This window comes from Candidatus Pelagibacter sp. RS39 (assembly GCF_002101315.1).
In the GTDB taxonomy this organism is placed as follows: domain Bacteria; phylum Pseudomonadota; class Alphaproteobacteria; order Pelagibacterales; family Pelagibacteraceae; genus Pelagibacter.
In genome coordinates this window covers 118,924-139,087 of sequence record NZ_CP020777.1, presented here as the reverse complement: position 1 = coordinate 139,087, position 20,164 = coordinate 118,924, and the positions used below count along the sequence as shown (strand labels likewise).

Sequence of the window (20,164 nt, the reverse complement as noted above, 5' to 3'; positions counted from 1 at the left end):
AAGAACTAAAATTATATTAAAACCAAAAAATGTTTAAAAATCTTTACAAAAAATGTTTAGATTTGGCGGGTCACAAAAGTTCTAAATATTACTTAGCGATTGTGTCATTTGTCGAAAGTTCATTTTTTCCTATTCCCCCAGACGTCATGGTTGTTCCAATGGTAATCTCCAAAAAAACTGATTTTAAAAAAATCTTTTTTATAACAACAATATTTTCAGTTTTAGGTGGTATGCTTGGTTATGTAATTGGAGCATTCTTTTTCGAATTTGGAGCACATATTATGAATTTTTATGGTTATGAGGATAAACTATATAATTTAAAAGAAAGCCTGATTAAAAATGATGGTTTTTATGCTTGGCTAGGAATACTTTTTTTAGCAGGCTTTACTCCTCTCCCTTATAAAGTTTTTACAATCGCAAGTGGTCTCATCGGATTTAATTTTGTAATTTTTGTTTTAATAAGTTTAATTTCTAGAGGGTTAAGATTTTTTTTAGTTTCATATCTCTCTTATAAGTTTGGACACTTATTTAACGAATTTATGGATAAACATGGGTCAAAATGGTTTACGATAATTGGAATATTAATTGTTATTATTGGATTAGTAGTTTATCTAATTTTTAAATCTAATGTTTGATATAAAGACTGAATTTTACTTAAAAGTAATTTTTCTATTTAGCTTTATTGTTCTAATTTCTGCTTTTTTTATAGAACATGTTCTTGGACATCAGCCATGTAATTTATGTTTAATAGAGAGAATTCCTTATGGATTAAGTATTATGATAATATTCATGATTTTTTTAATTAAAAAAAATCATGAATTCTTTCTTTTATTATTAATTCTTACTTTCATCTTCTCTTTTGCCATTTCATTTTATCATTTTGGAATTGAACAAGGTTTTTTTCAAGAGTCATCTATTTGTGGAGTAAAGAGTTTAACTGAAAGTATTACTAAAGAGGATTTACTAAAACAATTAAGTAAGAAAATAGTAAGCTGTAGAGATGTGACATTTAGGGTTTTTGGATTATCACTCACAAGCATTAATATTGTAATTAGTTTATTGTTTATTATAACGCTTTTAAAAATTTTTAATAAATATGAAAAAAAAAGATAAAAGAGTGCAAGAGTTTATTAGAGTTGATCATGCTGGTGAGAGAGGCGCTGTGAAGATCTATGAAGGTCAATTGTTAGCTTTAAATACTATTGTAAAAAATGAAAGTTTAAAAAAAACAATTGAAGATATGAAAGAACACGAAATAGAGCATTGTCAATTTTTTGAAGACGAAATAAAAAAAAGAAATATCGAACCAACAAAATTTTTGCCTTTATGGGACTTATTAGGTGTTGGATTGGGTTTCGGCTCTACTCTATTAGGTAAAAAAGCTGCAATGCTATGTACGGCATCTGTTGAAGAAGTTATTGATAAACATTATTTAGATCAAATTAATCAACTAGGTCCTGAAGAAGAAGAATTAAAAAAGAAAATAACAAAATTTAGACAAGATGAATTGGATCATAAGGACATTGCTTATGAAGAGGGTGCAACAAAAAAAGGGTTTTATGCTATAATGGATAGAATTATCAAAACTGGATCTAAATTAGCAATAAATATCTCTGAGAAAATTTAATTTTAAGCTTCTAGCTCAACATCCCAATATAAATAGTCCATCCAACTTTTGTGTAAATAATTTGGAGGGAAATTCTTTCCGTTTCTATGTAAATCTTCAGTTGATGGTTGATAAGGATACTGATTGAGCTTCATTCCTGAAGATTTTAACAATTTTCCACCTTTCTTAACATTGCATGCTGAACATGCTGTTACAACATTATCCCAGTGTGTTTCTCCACCTTTTGATCTTGGTAACAAATGATCAAAAGTTAATTCCTCTCCACTTCCACAATATTGACAAGAAAATTTATCCCTTAAAAAAACATTAAATCTTGTGAAACTTGGTTTAGATTGTGGAACTATGTAATCTTTAAGAGCAATAACACTTGGAAGCTGCATTTTGAATGATGGACTTCTTACAATTCTATCATAACTACTTACTATAATTACTCTATCTAAAAAAACTGACTTTACTGTATCTTGCCAAGACCACAATGATAAAGGGTAATAGCTTAAAGGTCTATAATCAGCATTTAAAACTAATGCAGGACATTTTTCTAATGATACATCTTGTTCAATGAAGTTGTTCATAAATTAATTTTAACTTAAATAAAAAATGATTTCAATATTAAGAACTCATTTTATTTTTTTTAAAATATAATTTAATGCTATGCTGGAAGCTTCGATTGGAATATGATGGTCACAATTCTTAATTAAATGGGTCTCTATTTCAATATTAGATCTGATAAAGAAATCTTTTGCCTCTAACATATAATTGGGTGAGACAACTTGATCAGAATCACCATGAATTAAAAGAATATTTGTTGATGTTCTCTTTCTTTGCTTGAGATCTTCTTGATTAATAATCTTGCCAGAAAAACCTACTACACAACTAAATTTATTTTTAGATGTAAGCCCTAAATTAATTGACATCATACATCCTTGACTAAAACCAGATAAACAAATTTTATCGTTTTCTAGATTATATCTATTTTTTACTTCATCTATGAATTGATTGAGTTTTTTTTCAGCCTTGATTGTTTCATCTAAAATGTATTTTGGATCATCTTTTGTAAGATCAAACCATTGATACCCAGATGGATTTATTGGACAAGGTTCATGACCATTCGGGCAGAGAAAAATTGTATTTGTAAGGTGTCTTTTCCAATTTAATGAAAGCATACTTATATCTTTGCCATCACCTCCGTAACCGTGTAGTAAAATGACTGCGTTTTCAATTTTTACATCTTTTTCTGGTTTTATAATGGTTGTATCAAGGCAAAATGTCATAGTAATTGATTTATGTTTTTTTATCTATAAAACAGCCTACTATAATTTTATGATTTCTGGAATATTAGTAAAAATTTTATCTATAATCTTACTAGTGGCTGTTGGTTTAGTTCTAATTCTTGGTATTGGAACTTTATTCAAAGGTGGAGAAACAAGTAAGAAATACTCTAATAAATTAATGCAGTTAAGAGTCTTGTTACAATTTATAGCAATTATAGCCTTAGTTGCTTTTGCATATTTTTTTAAAAATTAATTAAAATTACTTAACCACTCAATAAATTTTTCATCAACAAAGTCGATTGATCCAATTATTCTCGCAAACTCTAGTCCATCTTTGTTAAAAAGTATAGTTGTGGGAAGACCTCTTAATTTAAATTTTTTTGCCAATGTATTGGGTGAATCAAAATAAATTTCTAAATTTTTTATCTTCAAATCTTCAAAGAAAGTTAAAGATTTTTGACTAGTATCTTTACCAATATTTATAGGAAATATCTTCAGATTATCTAAATTTGGATTTTCAGCTAACAAATCTAAAGATGGCATTTCATCTTTACATGGAGCACACCAAGTTGCCCAAAAATTCAATAAAATTAGATTTCCTTTATAATCATTTAAGTTTAATTCTTTATTTTTAATGTTTAAAAACGTTATATCACTGTAATTTTTTAACTCTTTATTAATGACTAAATTTTTTATACCGGAAGCGTCACTAGCAAAAGAATTTGATAGCATTAAAATAAATATTATTAATAATCTCATGTTTAATGGGTATAATTAATTATCATGGTAAAAAATAAAAACAACCAGACAATATGGAATACAAGAATTAAAAATAATTCTTCTAATCTCTCACAAAAAATAGGTAGCTCTATTGATGTGGATAAAAGACTGTATAAAGAGGATATAAATGGTTCTATTGCTCATGTAGAAATGTTATTTAAACAAAAAATAATTTCTTTTAGAACAAAAAATAAAATTATTTATGGACTAAATAGAATTGAAAAAGAAATATCTAATAAAAAATTTGAATTTAATAAAAAATACGAGGACATTCATATTAATATTGAAAACCGGCTGTTTCAAATAATTGGTGAAGAAGCGGGATATGTTCACACAGCAAGATCTAGAAACGACCAGGTAATAACCGACTTTAAGATCTGGATTAAATCAGCAAATCAAAAAATTAGTGTGATGTTAAATAATGTAATTAAAAATTCAATTAATTTAGCTGAAAAAAATGTAGATACTATTATGCCAGGTTTTACTCATTTAAAAAATGCACAAGCAGTTTCATTTGCACACTATCTAATGGCGTACGTAGAGATGTTTAAAAGAGACAAAGACAGATTTGAGAACAATTTAGACAGTTTAAATGAAAACCCATTAGGTGTTGCTGCATTAACCGGAACTTCATTTAATATTGACAGAAACTATACGACAAAAAAACTTGGTTTTAAAAGACCTACAAATAATTCAATCGATACTGTAGCAGATAGAGATTTCGTTTTAGATTTTCTTTATAGTGTTTCTGTTTGTTCATTGCATTTATCAAGAATTTCTGAGGAATTAATTATCTGGAATTCTGACGGATTTAATCTAATTAACCTCTCAGACAAAATAGTGACTGGTTCATCAATAATGCCACAAAAAAAAAATCCTGATCTTTTAGAGCACTTAAGAGGTAAATCAGGAATTACCTTTGGCAATTTATTTTCAATGTTTACTATATTAAAGGGATTGCCTCTTTCATACTTCAAAGATCTTCAAGATGATAAAGAAATTATTTTTAAATCATATGATGTTCTGTTTGAAAGTTTAAAAATATTTAATGAAATTCTTAAAAATGTAAGTCCTAATAAAAAAAGAATGCTTGAATTAGCATACTCAGGTTACATTACTGCAACAGATTTAGCAGATTATCTTGTTAAGAATAATTCAATGTCTTTTAGGAAAGCTTACCAAAAAACAGCTTTACTAGTGAATTTAGCTGAAAAGAAAAAGAAAAAACTAAATGAATTATCCTTAGAAGACTTAAAAAAGATAGAGCCAACATTAACAAATGATGTGCTAAAAGTGTTTGATTTAAAGAATTCTGTCAATTCCAAAAAATCTTATGGTGGAACATCTTTTGATAATATCAAAAAGATGATAAGGAAATATAAAAAATTAAAATGATTAAAAAAATTACATTTGTTATTTTAGTTTGTTGTATTTTAGTTTCTTGTGGAAAGAAAAGTGACCCTGAATATAAAGCTTTAAACAAAGAAATTGAAATACCAACAATTATAATTAACAAAACTTCATGAAATATATTAATAAAAGACTAACAATGGAAAAGGTCAATTTCCAGAGAATAGCTAAAAAATTTGGAACACCTTTTTATTGTTATTCATATTCAAAATTAAAAGAAAATGTAAGTAATTTTAAAAAAAATTTTAAATCTTTTTCACCTTTAATTTGTTTTGCAGTGAAATCTAATACTAATGTTAATTTAATTAGAGAAATTAAAAAATTTGGTTTAGGAGCTGATGTAGTTTCTTTAGGTGAGCTTATGATGGCCATAAAAGCAGGAATAAAGCCAAATAAAATAGTATTTTCTGGAGTTGGGAAAACTTCTAGTGAGTTAAATTTTGCAATAAATAAAAAAATACTTCTCATTAACGCTGAGTCATTAAGTGAAATAATGGAAATCAATAGACTTGCAAAATTAAAGAACAAAAAAGTGAGAGTTGGAGTTAGACTTAATCCTAATACAGATGCAAAAACACTAAATCAAATTTCTACTGGAAAAAAAGAGAATAAATTTGGAGTAAATAAAAATACATTTCATAAAATTGTAGATTTTTGTAAAAGTTCAAAAAACATAGACTTAAAATGTTTGAGTGTTCACATAGGTAGTCAAATTTTAGATCATCGACCCTATGGAAAAATGCTAAAAGCTGTTAGTCATATCTTAGACAAGACTAATCATCAATTCGAATTTATTGATTTAGGAGGAGGTATGGGAATTAATTATTCTGATAAAAACAAAGAACTTAATTATAAAAAGTATAACACTGCAATTAATAATTTTCTCAAAAAACATAAAGTAAAAATTATTTTTGAACCTGGTAGATCTATAATTGGCAATACTGGCATATTAATTAGTAAAGTCATTTATATTAAAGACAGTGGTAGGAAAAAATTTATAATTTTAGATGCTGCTATGAATGATCTCATGAGACCCGCATTATATGGGGCATTTCATATGACATTGCCAGTAATAAAATCTAGTAAAATATCAAATAAACCTTATGAATTTGTTGGTCCAATCTGCGAAAGTACTGATAAATTTATAACGTTAAAGAAATTTCAAAAATTAGAGGAAAATGATTTAATAGCTATATGCGATGTTGGCGCCTACGGTATGTCTTTAAGCTCAAATTATAATTTAAGACCTAAGCCAATAGAATTATTAATTAAAGGTTCAAAGATTAATGTAATTAGAAAAAGACAAAAGTACACGGAAATAATCTAGCTTTTAACACAATGTTAAGAAACTTTATATTTTCATTATTTTTTTTTACTGGAATTATTATTGTTTTAATAATTTTTTTGCCCTCATTTTTCTTACCTAAGCAAGTAGTGTTATTTGGTGGTAAGTTAATGGGTTACTGGACTGGTTTTTGTTTAAAATTTTTTCTCTCAACAAAAATAATAATCAAAGGAACTGAAAATATTATTAATGATGAAAAATTTTTTATTGCTGCATCACATCAATCAATGTTTGAAACCTTCTTTCTTCAAACTTTGTTTAATTCCCCAGTATTTATTCTTAAGAAAGAATTACTTTTCATACCTATATTTGGATGGTATCTTAAAAAAATTGGGTCCATTTCAATTAAAAGGAGTCAAATTACAAAAGATAATCTTAATTTTTATGATGAAATCTCGAGTACAGTCAAAAATTCAGACAGGCCTCTAATAATTTTTCCTCAAGGAACTAGGGTTTTACCAGATGAGAGACCACCTTTCAAAAAAGGAGCCTCTAGAATTTATGAGAAACTTAAAATTGCTTGTCAGCCAGTTGCAATTAATTCTGGATATGTCTGGCCAAAATCAGGAAGAAAAATTAGCAATAAAACTATTACAATATCTATAATGCCTAAAATAAATAACGATTTAGACAAGCAAATTTTCCTCAGGACTTTAGAGGATAAAATTTATTCGGAATTAAATCTAATGAATTAGCCTTTCATGGGCATCACCACATAGATGCTATCAAAATCACTAGGATCTTTTATTAAAGCTGGAGATCCAGTATCATTTAAAAAAAACTCTATTTTTTCACCGTCAAGCTGTGAGGCAACATCGATTAAATATCTTGAATTAAAACTAATTTCTAAATCATGATCAAATTTAACACCTAGAGTTTCATTACCGTCTCCACTAGTAGTATTATTAACTGAAAGATTTAACGTATCCTTAGATAATTTAAACTTAACTCCATCTTTTTTATCTAACGATACTGATGCAACCCTATCAATAGATCCTAAAAATGATTTTAGATTCGACTCTAATTTTTTTTGGTTATTTTTGGGAATTACTTGAACATAATTTGGAAATTTTCCATCAATCAATTTAGAAATTAGAATACTATTAGTTAATTCAAACTTAATTTTTGATTTTAAGTTAGATATTTTAAGATCACCATCATAATTATCTAGTAAAGAGCAAAGTTGGAAAATAGTTTTTTTTGGAAGAATAATTGGGTCAAAATTTATTTTTTCACTTAATCTTATTTTTGAGATTGACATTCTGTGACTATCGGTTGCAACGGCGGTTAAATAGATCTTATCCTCGACTTCAGTCTGATGAAAATATATTCCGCTTAAGTAATGACGTGTTTCATCATTTGATATTGAAAATTTACACTTATTAAGTAATTTTAAAAAATGTTTGGAATTTATTACAAAAGTATTATCATTAAAATTTTCCTCAGTGAGTGGAAACTCTGAGGAATCTATACAATTTAAATTAAAAATTGATTTTTCAGACTCTAGTTGAAGTTTATTTTGACTATTCATAGATAAGTTTAATTTTTTATCTGAAGAAAATTTCCTAACAATATCAAACATGATTGAGGAAGTAGTAGTTGTATTTCCCTCTTCTAAAATTTCAACATTTTCTATTTGATGAATGAAAATCAAATCGAGATCTGTGGCTGTGATAGTTAATTTTGAATTACTTGCGTTCAGTAAAACATTAGAAAGTATTTGTAATGTGCTCCTTTTTTCTATAACACCCTGACAGTAGCTTAGGGCTTCCTGGAGCTCTTTTTGATTAACGTTAAATTTCATCCTTCTTTATTGTATAAAATAATATTTTTTAATTTATTTATATTATCATTCATATCTGGATTTTTTTCTTTTAATTTTTCTATTGTTTTCACAGAATGAATTATAGTTGTGTGATCTCTGTTTGAAAATTCTCGTCCAATTTCTGGTAATGACTTTGTAGTTAAAATTTTTGTTAGGTAAATAGCTGTCTGTCTTGGTCTAACTAAATATCTAGATCTTCTTGAAGATAACATTTCATTTTTACTAATTTTGAAAAACTTACAAACAATAGTTTGAATCGAATCTATTGTTACGTTATTTTCTGCTAGATTTAATAAATCTTTCAAAATAATCTTTGTCTCAGATAGGCTTGGTAATTTGTTGTAAATCCTCGAGAATGAAACTACACGATTTATTGCTCCAACTAATTCCCGCACATTAGTAGTAATTTTATTACCAATAAAATCTTGAATTTCGTCTGAGATATTTAATTTATCTGTATGAAGGGTCGTTAATTCATTTATCTTGTGATTAATGATCTTTCTTCTTAAGTCATACTCAGGTTTTTGAATATCTACAACTAAACCTCCAGAGAATCTTGATTTAATTCTTTCTTGAATTCTAGATAACTTATTAGGAGGCCTGTCCGCTGAAACAATTATTTGTGACTCTTTATCCAAAAGTGCATTAAAAGTATGAAAAAACTCCTCTTGCATTGCCTCTTTACCATTCATGAACTGAATATCGTCAATTAATAAAACATCTGTATTTCTAAAATACTCTTTAAATTTTACCATATCGTTAGATTTTATTGACTTTACAAATTGATACATGAAACGTTCAGCGGAAATAAACATTACTTTTTTATCTTTACTCATTTCATGGCCTATTGAATTTAGAAGGTGAGTTTTTCCTAGACCTACGCCCCCGTATATATAAAGCGGATTATAATGAGAAATATTCTCTGATACTTTTAAGGATGCCTCATAAGCAATCTTATTACTTGAACCAATTAGAAAATTTTCAAATCTTTTATTGGGATCTATTCGACTGTATTGGAGATGAGAGTCTTTGATAAATGAGATATTTTGAGTTTTGTTTATCTGATTAAGATCATTCAAATTTTCTCTATTATCGTTCTTTTTTTCTATAATTTTAAATTCTATTCTAACAATTTGTTTTTTATGTTTTTTGATAGTTTGCAGAATTTGGTCTAAATATCTTGATGTAATCCAGTCACGGATAAACCTTGTTGGAACAGTTAATAAAATATAATTATTAAACTCTTCAAGTAAATCAATTTTTTTTATCCAACTTTCGTAAACCTCTATTCCCAATTTAAGTTTTAATTCAGATTGAATTAGTTCCCAATCAAGATTAATCTTATCAAAACTTTTATTTATATGTGTATTGTTCATTTTTATGGAGAGGGTCCACTTACATCAATAATGACAGTTATTGCAACAAATTATTTTCCAAAACTGAAAATAAATTAAATCTGGGATTGTGTAAAAAATTTTTTTTAAAAATTTCTTTGACAATTTTTTTTTATGTGTATTAAAAAAAAAATAAAATTTATGATTGAATAAAATATAATATTTTTTTACTAATTCTAAATATTGTAATTAAAAATCAAACATTCATATATGAAGCGTATTCTTTTGGTTGAATCAACTTGAAGTATAAAGAATTATAAGGAACTTATTTTTTTTGTAATTCTCGATACATTTCTGGATGCATTCTGTTTTTTTATAATTCCAGTTTTGGCAATTTTCATTAACTCAGAATTCAACTTAGGTAAGAACTTTAAAGCCTCTGACTTTTTTTTATTTTCAATTAGAACGTTCATCTTTTTTAATGCAATTTTGTATCTACTTTTTCTCGCCTTGTTAACAGCGGTCTGTTTAGATATTCTTCTAATTCTTTTAATTGCCGATTTTGTATTAGCCATAATTTTGCAGGGGTATAACTACTTAAATAGGCCTAGTCAATAATATATTGATTATTTTTGACATATTTCACACAAAAATGTCGATCTATTTGATTGAGTTATTTTATTGATTGTTCCCGAACAACTAAATCTTTTGCAGTTTTGTTTATCTCTACCATAAACCTTAAACTCTTTTTGAAAATTACCTTGATCACCTTTAGTATTTTTAAAGTCTCTTATGGTTGATCCTCCTTTTCTAATAGCATTTTGTAAAATTTTTCTTGAATTTATAACTATATTTTTGCATTGATCTTGTTTCAAATATTTAGCTGATAGCGAAGGATTAATTTTTGATAAGTATAAAATTTCACTTGCATAGATATTTCCAATCCCTGATACAAAATTTTGATCTAGTAAAAAATTTTTTATACTCTTTTCTTTTTTTTTAAAATAATTAATCAAATACTTTGAATTAAACTTTTTATTAAAAGGTTCTGGACCAAATTTTTTAAATTTTTTTTTCAAACTGTTAAAATCATTAAAAATTTGAAAGTAACCAAATCTTCTTGGATCATTATAAATTAATCTCATATCCTTAAAAAAAAATTCAACATGATTGTGATTTTTAGGCAAATTTGGTGTATTATAAAAACTGGTATTGGTAGGTAGATTGTCTTTTTTATTTTTAATAATATGAATTGTTCCTGACATGCCTAAATGAACTATACAAAAATTTTTATTTTCCAATTCAATAATCAAATATTTTGAGAATCTTTTGATATTTGAAATAAATTTATTTTTTAGCTTTTTTTCAAAAGCAGTTTCTAATTTTAATCTTAAGTTTCTATTTCTAACTAAAACTTTATTGATTTTTTTGCCTTTTATATTTTTTAATAAAGATTGTCGGACAATTTCTACTTCTGGTAATTCTGGCATTTACTATTATATTAAATGAATTATTAATTAAAAATGCAACAACATCTTCAGAATAAAAAAGGGTTAGTTCAAGGCGTATTTAATCAAGTTTTTGATAAATATGATTTAATGAATGATTTTATGTCATTTGGAATACATAGGCTATGGAAGAAAAACTTAATCAATATGATGGGGCCATCAAAAAATAAAAGCTTGGTTGATATTGCCTGTGGTACTGGGGATATAGGAAAACTTTACCTAGATAACACTGATATCAATAATCATATTACTTGTATTGATCCTAATAAAGGAATGATAACTAAAGGAAAAGAAAAGTTAAAAAATTATAAAAATATAAAATGGATAATTTCCAGTGCAGAAAAGCTTCCCCTTAAAAGTAATTCGTTTGATTTTTATACGATTAGTTTTGGATTAAGAAATACAAAAGATTTAGATAAATCCTTATCCGAGGCATACAGAGTTTTAAAAAAAGGCGGACGATTTTTTTGTTTAGAGTTTTCGAAAATACAAAATAAAAACTTAGAATTTATCTATAAAAAATACTCAAAATTAATTCCTTTAGTTGGTAAATACGTTGTTGGACAAAGAGAACCCTATGATTATCTTATTGAAAGTATTGATAATTTTGTCAATCAAGAGGAACTTTTAGAATATATGAAAATGAATAAATTTCAAAAATGCAATTACAGGAACTTCTCTAATGGAATTGTATCCATACATAGTGGTTGGAAAATTTAATGATTAAAAAACTTATAACTTTATTTAAAATTGGAAGAAAAATAGCTAATTCAGATATATTAGAAATAATCTCAAAATTTCAAAAACCACCATTCGCAATAACATTACTATTTAAATTTTTATCAATATCTTTTTCACCTAAAAAAAAAAAATCAATTAAAAGTGAGGGTGAACGCTTATCAGACACCTTAGAATCTATGGGCACAACTTTTATAAAACTTGGACAATTTTTAGCTACAAGACCAGATATAATTGGGGAGGATCTCTCAAAACAATTAGAGAACCTTCAAGATAAGTTGCCACCATTTTCACTTATACAAGCTAAAGAAATCATTAAAAATGATTTAGGAAATGAGACATACGATACAATTATCAATTTAGGCGAGCCTGTTGCAGCAGCCTCAATAGCACAAGTTCACAAAGCACAAATTAACGATAATGGGACTATTAAGGATGTTGCTATAAAGATTTTACGTCCAAACATTAAAAAAGTTTTTAATGATGAAATTGATGCAATTATGCTTTTTGCTTTTTTAGTTGAGTCTTTCATCAAAAAAACAAAAAGATTAAAGTTGGTTGAAGTAGTTTTTTTACTTAAAGAAATAACAAATCTAGAAATGGATTTAAGATTTGAAGCGGCTGCAGCTAACGAATACGCAGAAAATACTAAAAATGATGCTGGGTTTAGAGTGCCTGAAATTTATTGGAATTTTACAAGTGAAAATGTAATGACATTAGATTGGGTTGATGGAATTTCTATTAGAGAAACTGAGGAATTAAAAAAAAGAAATTTAAATACTGAAAAAATTGCAAACGACATTATTCAAAATTTTTTAAGACATGCAGTTAGAGATGGATTTTTTCATGCTGATATGCATCAAGGAAATATATTTATAGATAATAATGGTCATATAGTTCCAATTGATTTTGGAATTATGGGCAGACTTGATAAAATGAGTAAAAGATTTTTGGCGGAAATATTATTTGGTTTTATCCAAAGAGATTATCGTAAAGTGGCGGAAGTGCATTTAGTTGCCGGACTAGTTCCTAAAGAGGTTCCAATAGACGACTTAGCTCAAGCTTTGAGGTCTATCGGGGAACCAATTTTTGGTCAAACAGTTAAAGATATTTCAGGTGGAAAATTATTAAAACAATTGTTTGATGTTACAGAAAAATTTAATATGCAGACCCAACCTCAACTTCTTATGCTACAAAAAACAATGGTTGTTGTGGAGGGGGTAGCTAGAAAATTAAATCCAAATACAAACATTTGGACTACGTCTAAACCTGTTTTGGAAAATTGGTTGAGAGAAACAAAAGATCCTATGACCACAATTAATGAGACAATTCAAAGTACTTCTGAAGTAATTAAAAGATTACCAGAATTTCCAGAAATAATGGATAAAGCTAACCAAGCTCTATCATATTTGGCTAGTGGTCAAATTCCACAAAATTCAAACTCTTATACCGCTTTGAATACAAAAAAATCAGAAATGATCGCTTTTAGAAACCAATCTATTATTGGCTTTTTAGTCCTTGTAATTTTTGGTCTATTGGTATTTTAATTCACTACATGAGTAACTTGAATAATAAAAAAATCTTATTAATAATTTGTGGAGGTATAGCTGCATATAAAAGTCTTGAATTAATCAGACTTTTAAAAAAAGATGGTGTAAGTATAAAAACAATTCTTACTAAGAATGGTGCTGAATTTGTAACACCTCTTTCAATTAGTTCGTTATCTCAATCCAAAGTTTATCAGGATCTTTTTAGTGTGGAAAATGAAGCAGAAATGGATCATATTAGTCTTTCAAGATGGGCAGACCTCATTTTAATTGCGCCTGCAACAGCTAACACGATATCTAAACTTGCTAATGGAAATTCTGACGATTTAGCCTCAACTGTTGCTCTTGCGTCAAATAAAAAAATTTTTATTGCTCCTGCGATGAATGTAAGAATGTGGGAACATCAGTCTACTAAACAAAATATAACGAAACTTAAAACCTATAATTATGAATTAATTGGTCCTGAGGTTGGAGATATGGCGTGTGGAGAATATGGTGAAGGCAAAATGTCAGAGCCAAAAGAGATAATAAGTAAGCTAAAAATTTATTTCAAAGATTTAAAACTAAAAACTAAATTAAAGGCAGTCGTAACTGCAGGACCAACCAAAGAGTACATCGATCCGGTAAGATATATATCTAATAAATCGAGTGGTAAACAAGGTTATGAAATTGCGAAATCATTATCAAAAAAGGGTTTTGAAACAACTTTAATTTCAGGGCCAACTAATTTAAAAGTAAATAATGATGTTAATTTGATTGAGGTTGAAACTGCTGAGGAAATGTTTCAATCGACACTTAAAAGTTTACCAGTGGATGTTGCAATATTTTCAGCAGCAGTGTGTGACTATAAAGTGAAAGAAACCTCTAAAATAAAAATAAAAAAACAAGATAAAATTAGTTTAGAATTAGAGAAAAATGTTGATATTCTTGATTGTATCTCCAATCATAACTCCTTAAGACCAAAACTTGTGGTGGGTTTTGCAGCTGAAACGAATAATTTAGAGAGCTATGCTAATAAAAAACTAAGTGAAAAAAACTGTGACTGGATAGTTGCAAATGATGTATCAAATGAATCAATTGGTTTTGACTCAGATTTTAATGAAGTTTCGATTTTTTATAAAAATAAAAAAATTGATAAACTTAATTATAAATCCAAATCAGAAATTTCAGATGAATTAGTTGAAAAAATTATTGATCATTTAAACTAATGATTAAAGTTTTAGTTAAAAAATTAAAACCTTCTGTAAAATTACCTTCATATAAAACTGACGGTGCATCTGGTATGGATCTAATGGCAAATATAGATAAAACAATTGAATTAAAACCAGGAGAATCATGCCTTATACCAACTGGATTATCAGTTGCATTTCCCAAAGAATATGAAATTCAAATTAGACCAAGATCAGGATTGGCGGCAAAAAATAATATAAGCGTTTTAAATACACCTGGCACAATTGATAGTGATTATAGAGGAGAAATAAAAGTTATTTTATTTAATCATGGTAACAAAAGCTTTAATATAAATAACAATGATAGAGTAGCTCAAATGATTTTAACTCCAATTATAAAAATGGATTTAGAAGAAACAAATGAACTTCCAGAGTCTGTAAGAGGAGCAGGAGGTTTTGGTTCGACTGGTAAATGAGAGAAACTCTAAACAAATCTCAAATTGAAAGGTTCTCAAGACAATTAGTTTTAAAAAACATAGGAGCGAAAGGTCAAAAAAAAATTTTATCCTCTAAAATTTTAATCGTTGGTGTTGGAGGTTTGGGTTGTCCGGCTGCAGAAAATCTAGTAAGAGCTGGTATTGGAAATATTGGCCTCATCGATAACGATATTGTTAATCTTTCTAATATACATAGACAAAGCTTATTTACCTCTAAAGATATAAAAAAATCAAAGGTTAATGTAGCTGCAAAAAAACTAAGAGAAATAAATCCTTCTACCAAAATTAAAACTTATAAAGCAAGGCTTGATAGGAATAACATTAAAAAAATAATTAAAGATTATGAAATCATAATTGATGGGTCAGATAATTTTAAAACTAAATTTTTAATTAATGATTATTGTAAAAAATTAAAAAAAAAATTAATAACAGGAGCAATTAGCAAATTTGATGGTCATGTATTTTCATTTGACTTTAATGATAGAAAAACTGCTTCTTTAAAAAGTTTCTACCAAGAAAATGAGATTTCAGACGATAACTTAAATTGTGAATTTGAGGGTGTTCTAGGCACAACTGCATCAATTGTGGGAACAACCCAAGCAAATGAGGCATTGAAAATGATAATGAAAATTGGGCAAAACTTGAAAAATCAAATATTAATTATTGATCTTTTAAATCTTAATTTTAGAAAAGTTAAATTTAATAAGAAATAAGTTGTCGCTAAATAATGAAAAAACTATATTTTTTAATTTTAATCTGGATTTTTTTTCCATTTTACGTTTTTGCAAATGAAACTTTCCTTTCATTAAAAAAAAATAAAGTTAATGTTAGATACGGTCCAGGATTTGAATATCCTATTAAATATATCTATAAAAAGATCAATTTACCCATAAAACAGATTGATAAAAAAGAAAATTTTAGAAGGATTATTGATCTCAAAAATAATAGTGGGTGGATACATGTTTCTCAACTTAAAAAGGTAAATTCAATAATACCTAAAACAGATAAAGTTTTATTTAGTAAACCAACAAATTTTTCAAAACCTTTGGCGAAAATAAAAAAGGGTAGAGTTTTGTTAGTTCAGAAATGTAATAATAATTGGTGCAAGATTAAAACTGGTAGTTTTAAAGGCTGGATTAAAATAGAAAATTCATGGGGCCTTAACTAATTTTTATCACCCTTATTTAATTTTATCCTAAACTATTTTTGTTGCTCACAAACATCCTTGATTACCGGAGCATTTGCACAATCTAAACATTTTGTTTTCTGGACAATACAACCATCATCAAGGACTTCAACATCAACAATTTTATCACACTTAGAACAAGTTGAAGAAATTGTCAGTCCACATTTTTTACAATTATAATTTTCTATTTGCATAATTAAAAATTAATCATAAATAAAATTTTTTCAATAATTATCCATGCGAATGATTATTATTATCGTGATTTTTTTTTGCGAATGATTACTAATTGCTTTTTTTTAGTTAATATTATGAACTAGTTATTTTTTGATTTGCTTGTCCACCATTTATCTAAAATAAAATACCAAATTGAATTTGCAATTGGTTCAACAATTGCATCAGTTAGAGCAACTTTAAAAGATACATCCGCAACCAACATTAAAACAGTAATTGCAATTGCAAAATGTCCAATTGTATAAATTACTGTTCTAAGTAATGAACCTTTATTATTTTGATAAATATTTTGAGATGCTTGAAATATGCCTTTAGTAATTTCCATCAGTTTTTAAAAGGACTCTCAAGAACACAAGCTACAAGGTGTATTCTAGCCTGTTCACCTCCATTAAAAAAATTATGATATTTAGTGTTATTTGTAATCCAAACTTTACCATCTGCGGGTAAATGTTTAGCAACATTCTCTATAACCATTGAACACCCTTTATTTGTGATTATAGGCACATGAAGCCTACATTCTGGATCTTTGTGCCAACTCAAAGTTGATCTAGGCTCTTTTAATAAGAGCCTAACCCTTCCCAATTTAAATCTCTTGCTTAAAACTTCGTAAACTTTTGCAAAGTATGTATTTTCAAATTCAGGTATTAATTGTGTATATTTAGACTCATCTATATCAACATCTCTTGAAACCTCTTTTCCAGTTTCATCTGCAATTGTCCAATATTTTCCTCTAATATTGCTCCCTTCAATCGAGCTCTTATCGTCTGGAATTTGGTTTAATGGAATTGCACCAAAATGTGTAACACCTGGTGTATTAAATTTTTTTAATTTCAAAATTTTATCTAAGTCGTCTTTTAACTTTGAAATGTCAAAATTTAAATTTGGAACTTCGTAAAAATCCTCAAAATTTGCTGTTGCCATATAACTTTATCTTTTTTTCAAATTTAATTTAATTTTAAATCAAATCGATCAGAATTCATAACTTTTACCCATGCAGCTATAAAATCTTTAACAAATTTTTCACTTGAGTCCTCACAGGCATAAACTTCCGCAAGAGCTCTTAATTGAGAATTTGAACCAAAAATTAAATCAACTCTTGTTGCTTTCCATTTAGTTTTTTGAGTTTTTCTATCTTTTCCAACAAAAGTTTGTTCTGATTTATCTTCCTCTTTCCATGTAGTATTCATGTCTAATAGATTTACGAAATAATCATTAGTAAGAGAACCAGGTTTACTTGTAAATACACCATAATTTGAACCATCATAGTTAGTATTTAAAACTCTCATACCACCTATAAGTGCTGTCATTTCTGGTGCAGTCAGACCCATTAGTTGCGCTTTATCAACCAATTTTTCTTCTGCTGAGACATTTGAAGCTCCGCCATTAAGATAATTTCTAAAACCATCTGCCTGAGGTTCAAGAAGACCAAAAGAATGAATATCGGTTTGATCTTGTCTTGCATCTCCTCTACCTGCTGAAAATGGAACATTAACTTTATGACCTGCTTTTTTAGCTGCCATCTCAATACCAACGCCACCTGCCAAAACAATTAAGTCTGCCATTGATACACTTTTCTTTTTATTATCAAATTGATCTTTAATTTTATTTAAAGCTTTTACCACAGTTGATAATTTCTTAGGATTATTCACAGCCCAGTTTTTTTGCGGTTCTAGCATTACTCTTGCACCGTTAGCACCACCTCTTTTATCTGATCCTCTAAAAGTTGAAGCTGATGCCCATGCAGTAGAAACTAAATCTGAAATTGATATTTTTGATTTAGAAATTTTGTTTTTTAAATCTTTTATATCTTTTGATTTTAGTTTGTACTTTGGTTTATCAATTGGGTCTTGCCAAATTAATTGCTCTTTTGGAACTTCACTTCCCAAGTAACAAACTCTAGGACCCATATCTCTGTGAGTTAATTTAAACCATGCTCGAGCAAATGCATCATGAAACTCTTTAGGGTTTTGATGAAAATGCTTTGTAATTGGTCCATAACTCGGATCAACTTTCATTGATATATCTGTTGTTTGCATCATTGGCGGATGAAGCACACCTTTTTGGTGCGCATCAGGAACCATTTTAATTTTTTGACCATTTTTCTTTGGAGTCCATTGATGAGCTCCAGCTGGACTTTTTGTTAACTCCCAATCATGACCATATAAACAATCCAAATAACCCATATCCCATTTTGTAGGATTTTGAGTCCAAGCACCTTCAATACCACTGCTTATTGTATCGACGCCTTTACCAGATTTATATCCACTATTCCATCCAGTAGACTGATCTTGAAGTTTTGAAGCTTCTGGATCTGGACCCTTGTAAGACTCTGATGCTGCTCCATGAGATTTTCCAAATGTATGTCCTCCAGCAACTAAAGCTGCTGTCTCATAATCATTCATAGCCATTCTTCCAAATGTCTCTCTGATGTCATGTGCTGCTAGTAGTGGATCTGGATTTGCATCTGGACCTTGTGGATTCACGTAAATCAAGCCCATGTGAGAAGCGCCTAACGGCTGCTCCAAATCTCTTTTTCCACTATATCTTTCCACGCCTAGCATTTCTTTTTCTGAACCCCAATAAATATCATCCTCTGGTTCCCAGATATCAGTTCTACCTGCGCCAAAACCAAAAGTTTTAAAACCCATAGAGTCTAATGCTACGTTTCCAACTAATATAAATAGATCAGCCCATGAAATTTTTCTTCCGTACTTTTTTTTAATTGGCCATAAAAGTAATCTTGCTTTGTCTAAATTCACGTTATCTGGCCAAGAATTAAGTGGTGCAAATCTTTGGTTACCAGTGCCGGCACCACCTCTACCATCACCAGTCCTATAAGTTCCTGCAGCATGCCATGCTAGTCGGATAAATAAAGGACCATAATGACCATAATCTGCAGGCCACCATTCTTGTGAGTCTGTCATTAATTTTTTTAAATCTTTTTTAAGCCCCTTATAATTAAGTTTTTTGAATTCTTTTGCATAATTAAATTTTTTATCCATAGGGTTTGATAAATTTGAATGCTGACTAAGAATTTTTAAATTTAAACTATTTGGCCAGAAATCTCTTACTGTTTGACCTCTTCCTGCAGAAAACTTTGCAGGTGTGCCCGCTCCTGTAAAAGGACATTTACTTAATTCATTAGTTTTAAAAGATTTATTTTTAAAATTTTCAGTGCTCATTTATATTCCTATGATTAAATTCAATATATATTGTAGTTTATAATGGTTCTAAATAGCTGTCAATTGGTTAATAATGACGCTCAGCAAGTTAATAGATTAGTCTTCAAGTTTGACCAAAACTTCAATGGACTTGATTTTCTTTCCATTAATTTTTCTTTTAATATTTATAGGTCCTACATCAGAGTTTTCTAGGTCAATTAATTTACCATCTTTCAAATCATAAAAATGATGATGATTGGTAATGTTTGTGTCAAAATAAGTTTGATTCGAATTTATAGGAATTTGTTTTAAATATCCCTTTTTTTCAAAGGCATGGACCGTATTATAAATCGTTGCTAAGGATATTTTATTATCAATTTTATCTTTAATTTTTTGTTCCAGCTCATTTATTGTAAAATGAAATGTTTTTTCTGTATCAAACAGTACTTCGCATATTTGGACTCTTTGTTTAGTAGGTCTTAATCCTGAATTTCTTAATTTTTCTATATATTTCACTATTTAAGTAAATTGTTAG

The 20,164-nt window shown here is 28.1% G+C and carries 26 protein-coding genes; 14 read left to right on the top strand and 12 right to left on the bottom strand.

What is annotated here, in order from left to right; all coding sequences use genetic code 11:
- Positions 1-29 precede the first annotated feature (29 nt).
- Genes B5L73_RS00800 through B5L73_RS00790 form a run of 3 tightly spaced genes read left to right on the top strand, consistent with a single transcriptional unit; the run spans position 30 to position 1,627 of the window.
- Positions 30-635 (top strand): YqaA family protein, encoded by a 606-nt coding sequence (locus B5L73_RS00800; protein ID WP_085146852.1) that lies wholly within the window; start codon positions 30-32, stop codon positions 633-635.
- On the top strand, positions 628-1,113 hold the full coding sequence (locus B5L73_RS00795) for a disulfide bond formation protein B (protein WP_085146850.1): 486 nt from the start codon (positions 628-630) through the stop codon (positions 1,111-1,113). Before B5L73_RS00800 ends, B5L73_RS00795 begins: the two co-directional genes overlap by 8 nt.
- Entirely contained in the window at positions 1,097-1,627 is a 531-nt protein-coding gene (locus B5L73_RS00790; RefSeq protein ID WP_085146849.1) for a demethoxyubiquinone hydroxylase family protein, read from the top strand. The genes B5L73_RS00795 and B5L73_RS00790 overlap by 17 nt, the downstream gene beginning before the upstream one ends.
- Before the next feature lie 2 nt (positions 1,628-1,629).
- On the opposite strand, the gene B5L73_RS00785 is transcribed toward B5L73_RS00790, so the two are convergent.
- Entirely contained in the window at positions 1,630-2,199 is a 570-nt protein-coding gene (locus B5L73_RS00785; protein ID WP_085146847.1) for an HNH endonuclease, read from the bottom strand.
- A 45-nt stretch (positions 2,200-2,244) separates the two neighbouring features.
- A complete protein-coding gene (locus B5L73_RS00780) occupies positions 2,245-2,898 on the bottom strand; it encodes an alpha/beta hydrolase (RefSeq protein ID WP_085146843.1) in 654 nt (217 codons plus the stop codon).
- Between the two features lie 49 nt (positions 2,899-2,947).
- On the opposite strand from B5L73_RS00780, the gene B5L73_RS00775 reads away from it, so the two are divergent.
- Complete coding sequence (locus B5L73_RS00775; RefSeq protein WP_085149556.1) at positions 2,948-3,151, top strand: twin transmembrane helix small protein; 204 nt, start codon at positions 2,948-2,950, stop codon at positions 3,149-3,151.
- Here B5L73_RS00775 and B5L73_RS00770 read toward each other — a convergent pair.
- Positions 3,148-3,630, bottom strand: coding sequence for a TlpA family protein disulfide reductase (locus tag B5L73_RS00770; protein ID WP_232309669.1), 483 nt, complete (start codon positions 3,628-3,630; stop codon positions 3,148-3,150). The two genes, B5L73_RS00775 and B5L73_RS00770, sit on opposite strands and share 4 nt — an antisense overlap.
- 51 nt (positions 3,631-3,681) lie before the next feature.
- Between B5L73_RS00770 and argH the strand changes: the two genes are divergently transcribed.
- The 4 genes from argH to B5L73_RS00755 are packed head-to-tail and all read left to right on the top strand — an operon-like array spanning position 3,682 to position 7,128.
- Positions 3,682-5,073 carry an argininosuccinate lyase gene (gene argH / locus B5L73_RS00765; protein WP_085146839.1) on the top strand — a complete coding sequence of 464 codons (1,392 nt, stop codon included), beginning with the start codon at positions 3,682-3,684 and terminating at the stop codon, positions 5,071-5,073.
- Positions 5,070-5,204 (top strand): hypothetical protein, encoded by a 135-nt coding sequence (locus B5L73_RS06515; RefSeq protein ID WP_257788356.1) that lies wholly within the window; start codon positions 5,070-5,072, stop codon positions 5,202-5,204. Before argH ends, B5L73_RS06515 begins: the two co-directional genes overlap by 4 nt.
- Positions 5,201-6,415, top strand: a complete 1,215-nt coding sequence (gene lysA, locus B5L73_RS00760; protein ID WP_085146837.1) for a diaminopimelate decarboxylase — start codon at positions 5,201-5,203, stop codon at positions 6,413-6,415. The genes B5L73_RS06515 and lysA overlap by 4 nt, the downstream gene beginning before the upstream one ends.
- 11 nt (positions 6,416-6,426) lie before the next feature.
- Entirely contained in the window at positions 6,427-7,128 is a 702-nt protein-coding gene (locus B5L73_RS00755; protein ID WP_085146835.1) for a lysophospholipid acyltransferase family protein, read from the top strand.
- Here B5L73_RS00755 and dnaN read toward each other — a convergent pair.
- From dnaN to mutM, 4 genes are all read right to left on the bottom strand, one after another.
- On the bottom strand, positions 7,125-8,237 hold the full coding sequence (gene dnaN / locus B5L73_RS00750) for a DNA polymerase III subunit beta (protein ID WP_085146833.1): 1,113 nt from the start codon (positions 8,235-8,237) through the stop codon (positions 7,125-7,127). The two genes, B5L73_RS00755 and dnaN, sit on opposite strands and share 4 nt — an antisense overlap.
- The gene (dnaA, locus tag B5L73_RS00745; protein ID WP_085146831.1) at positions 8,234-9,634 is read right to left on the bottom strand and encodes a chromosomal replication initiator protein DnaA; all 1,401 of its coding nucleotides are present in this window, start codon (positions 9,632-9,634) and stop codon (positions 8,234-8,236) included. Before dnaA ends, dnaN begins: the two co-directional genes overlap by 4 nt.
- Positions 9,635-9,906: 272 nt before the next feature.
- Positions 9,907-10,167, bottom strand: coding sequence for a 30S ribosomal protein S20 (rpsT, locus tag B5L73_RS00740; protein WP_085146829.1), 261 nt, complete (start codon positions 10,165-10,167; stop codon positions 9,907-9,909).
- A gap of 51 nt (positions 10,168-10,218) precedes the next feature.
- Positions 10,219-11,082: a bifunctional DNA-formamidopyrimidine glycosylase/DNA-(apurinic or apyrimidinic site) lyase gene (gene mutM / locus B5L73_RS00735; RefSeq protein WP_085146827.1), complete on the bottom strand. Its 864-nt coding sequence runs from the start codon at positions 11,080-11,082 to the stop codon at positions 10,219-10,221.
- Between the two features lie 33 nt (positions 11,083-11,115).
- Between mutM and ubiE the strand changes: the two genes are divergently transcribed.
- The 6 genes from ubiE to B5L73_RS00705 are packed head-to-tail and all read left to right on the top strand — an operon-like array spanning position 11,116 to position 16,219.
- Entirely contained in the window at positions 11,116-11,820 is a 705-nt protein-coding gene (gene ubiE / locus B5L73_RS00730) for a bifunctional demethylmenaquinone methyltransferase/2-methoxy-6-polyprenyl-1,4-benzoquinol methylase UbiE (RefSeq protein ID WP_085146825.1), read from the top strand.
- Entirely contained in the window at positions 11,820-13,385 is a 1,566-nt protein-coding gene (gene ubiB / locus B5L73_RS00725) for a 2-polyprenylphenol 6-hydroxylase (RefSeq protein ID WP_085149551.1), read from the top strand. The genes ubiE and ubiB overlap by 1 nt, the downstream gene beginning before the upstream one ends.
- Before the next feature lie 8 nt (positions 13,386-13,393).
- On the top strand, positions 13,394-14,593 hold the full coding sequence (gene coaBC, locus B5L73_RS00720) for a bifunctional phosphopantothenoylcysteine decarboxylase/phosphopantothenate--cysteine ligase CoaBC (RefSeq protein WP_085146824.1): 1,200 nt from the start codon (positions 13,394-13,396) through the stop codon (positions 14,591-14,593).
- Positions 14,593-15,030 carry a dUTP diphosphatase gene (dut, locus tag B5L73_RS00715; RefSeq protein WP_085146822.1) on the top strand — a complete coding sequence of 146 codons (438 nt, stop codon included), beginning with the start codon at positions 14,593-14,595 and terminating at the stop codon, positions 15,028-15,030. The genes coaBC and dut overlap by 1 nt, the downstream gene beginning before the upstream one ends.
- Complete coding sequence (locus B5L73_RS00710) at positions 15,027-15,764, top strand: HesA/MoeB/ThiF family protein (protein ID WP_085146820.1); 738 nt, start codon at positions 15,027-15,029, stop codon at positions 15,762-15,764. Before dut ends, B5L73_RS00710 begins: the two co-directional genes overlap by 4 nt.
- A 14-nt stretch (positions 15,765-15,778) precedes the next feature.
- Complete coding sequence (locus B5L73_RS00705) at positions 15,779-16,219, top strand: SH3 domain-containing protein (protein WP_232309667.1); 441 nt, start codon at positions 15,779-15,781, stop codon at positions 16,217-16,219.
- 32 nt (positions 16,220-16,251) lie between these two features.
- Here B5L73_RS00705 and B5L73_RS00700 read toward each other — a convergent pair whose 3' ends face one another.
- The 5 genes from B5L73_RS00700 to B5L73_RS00680 form a co-directional block, all read right to left on the bottom strand.
- Entirely contained in the window at positions 16,252-16,431 is a 180-nt protein-coding gene (locus B5L73_RS00700; protein ID WP_085146817.1) for a hypothetical protein, read from the bottom strand.
- Between the two features lie 119 nt (positions 16,432-16,550).
- Positions 16,551-16,793 (bottom strand): DUF2061 domain-containing protein, encoded by a 243-nt coding sequence (locus B5L73_RS00695; RefSeq protein ID WP_085146815.1) that lies wholly within the window; start codon positions 16,791-16,793, stop codon positions 16,551-16,553.
- Positions 16,793-17,389: an aspartyl/asparaginyl beta-hydroxylase domain-containing protein gene (locus tag B5L73_RS00690; RefSeq protein ID WP_085146813.1), complete on the bottom strand. Its 597-nt coding sequence runs from the start codon at positions 17,387-17,389 to the stop codon at positions 16,793-16,795. The genes B5L73_RS00695 and B5L73_RS00690 overlap by 1 nt, the downstream gene beginning before the upstream one ends.
- A 23-nt stretch (positions 17,390-17,412) precedes the next feature.
- On the bottom strand, positions 17,413-19,650 hold the full coding sequence (gene katG / locus B5L73_RS00685) for a catalase/peroxidase HPI (RefSeq protein ID WP_085146811.1): 2,238 nt from the start codon (positions 19,648-19,650) through the stop codon (positions 17,413-17,415).
- 96 nt (positions 19,651-19,746) lie between these two features.
- Positions 19,747-20,145 (bottom strand): Fur family transcriptional regulator, encoded by a 399-nt coding sequence (locus tag B5L73_RS00680; protein ID WP_232309666.1) that lies wholly within the window; start codon positions 20,143-20,145, stop codon positions 19,747-19,749.
- Positions 20,146-20,164 lie beyond the last annotated feature (19 nt).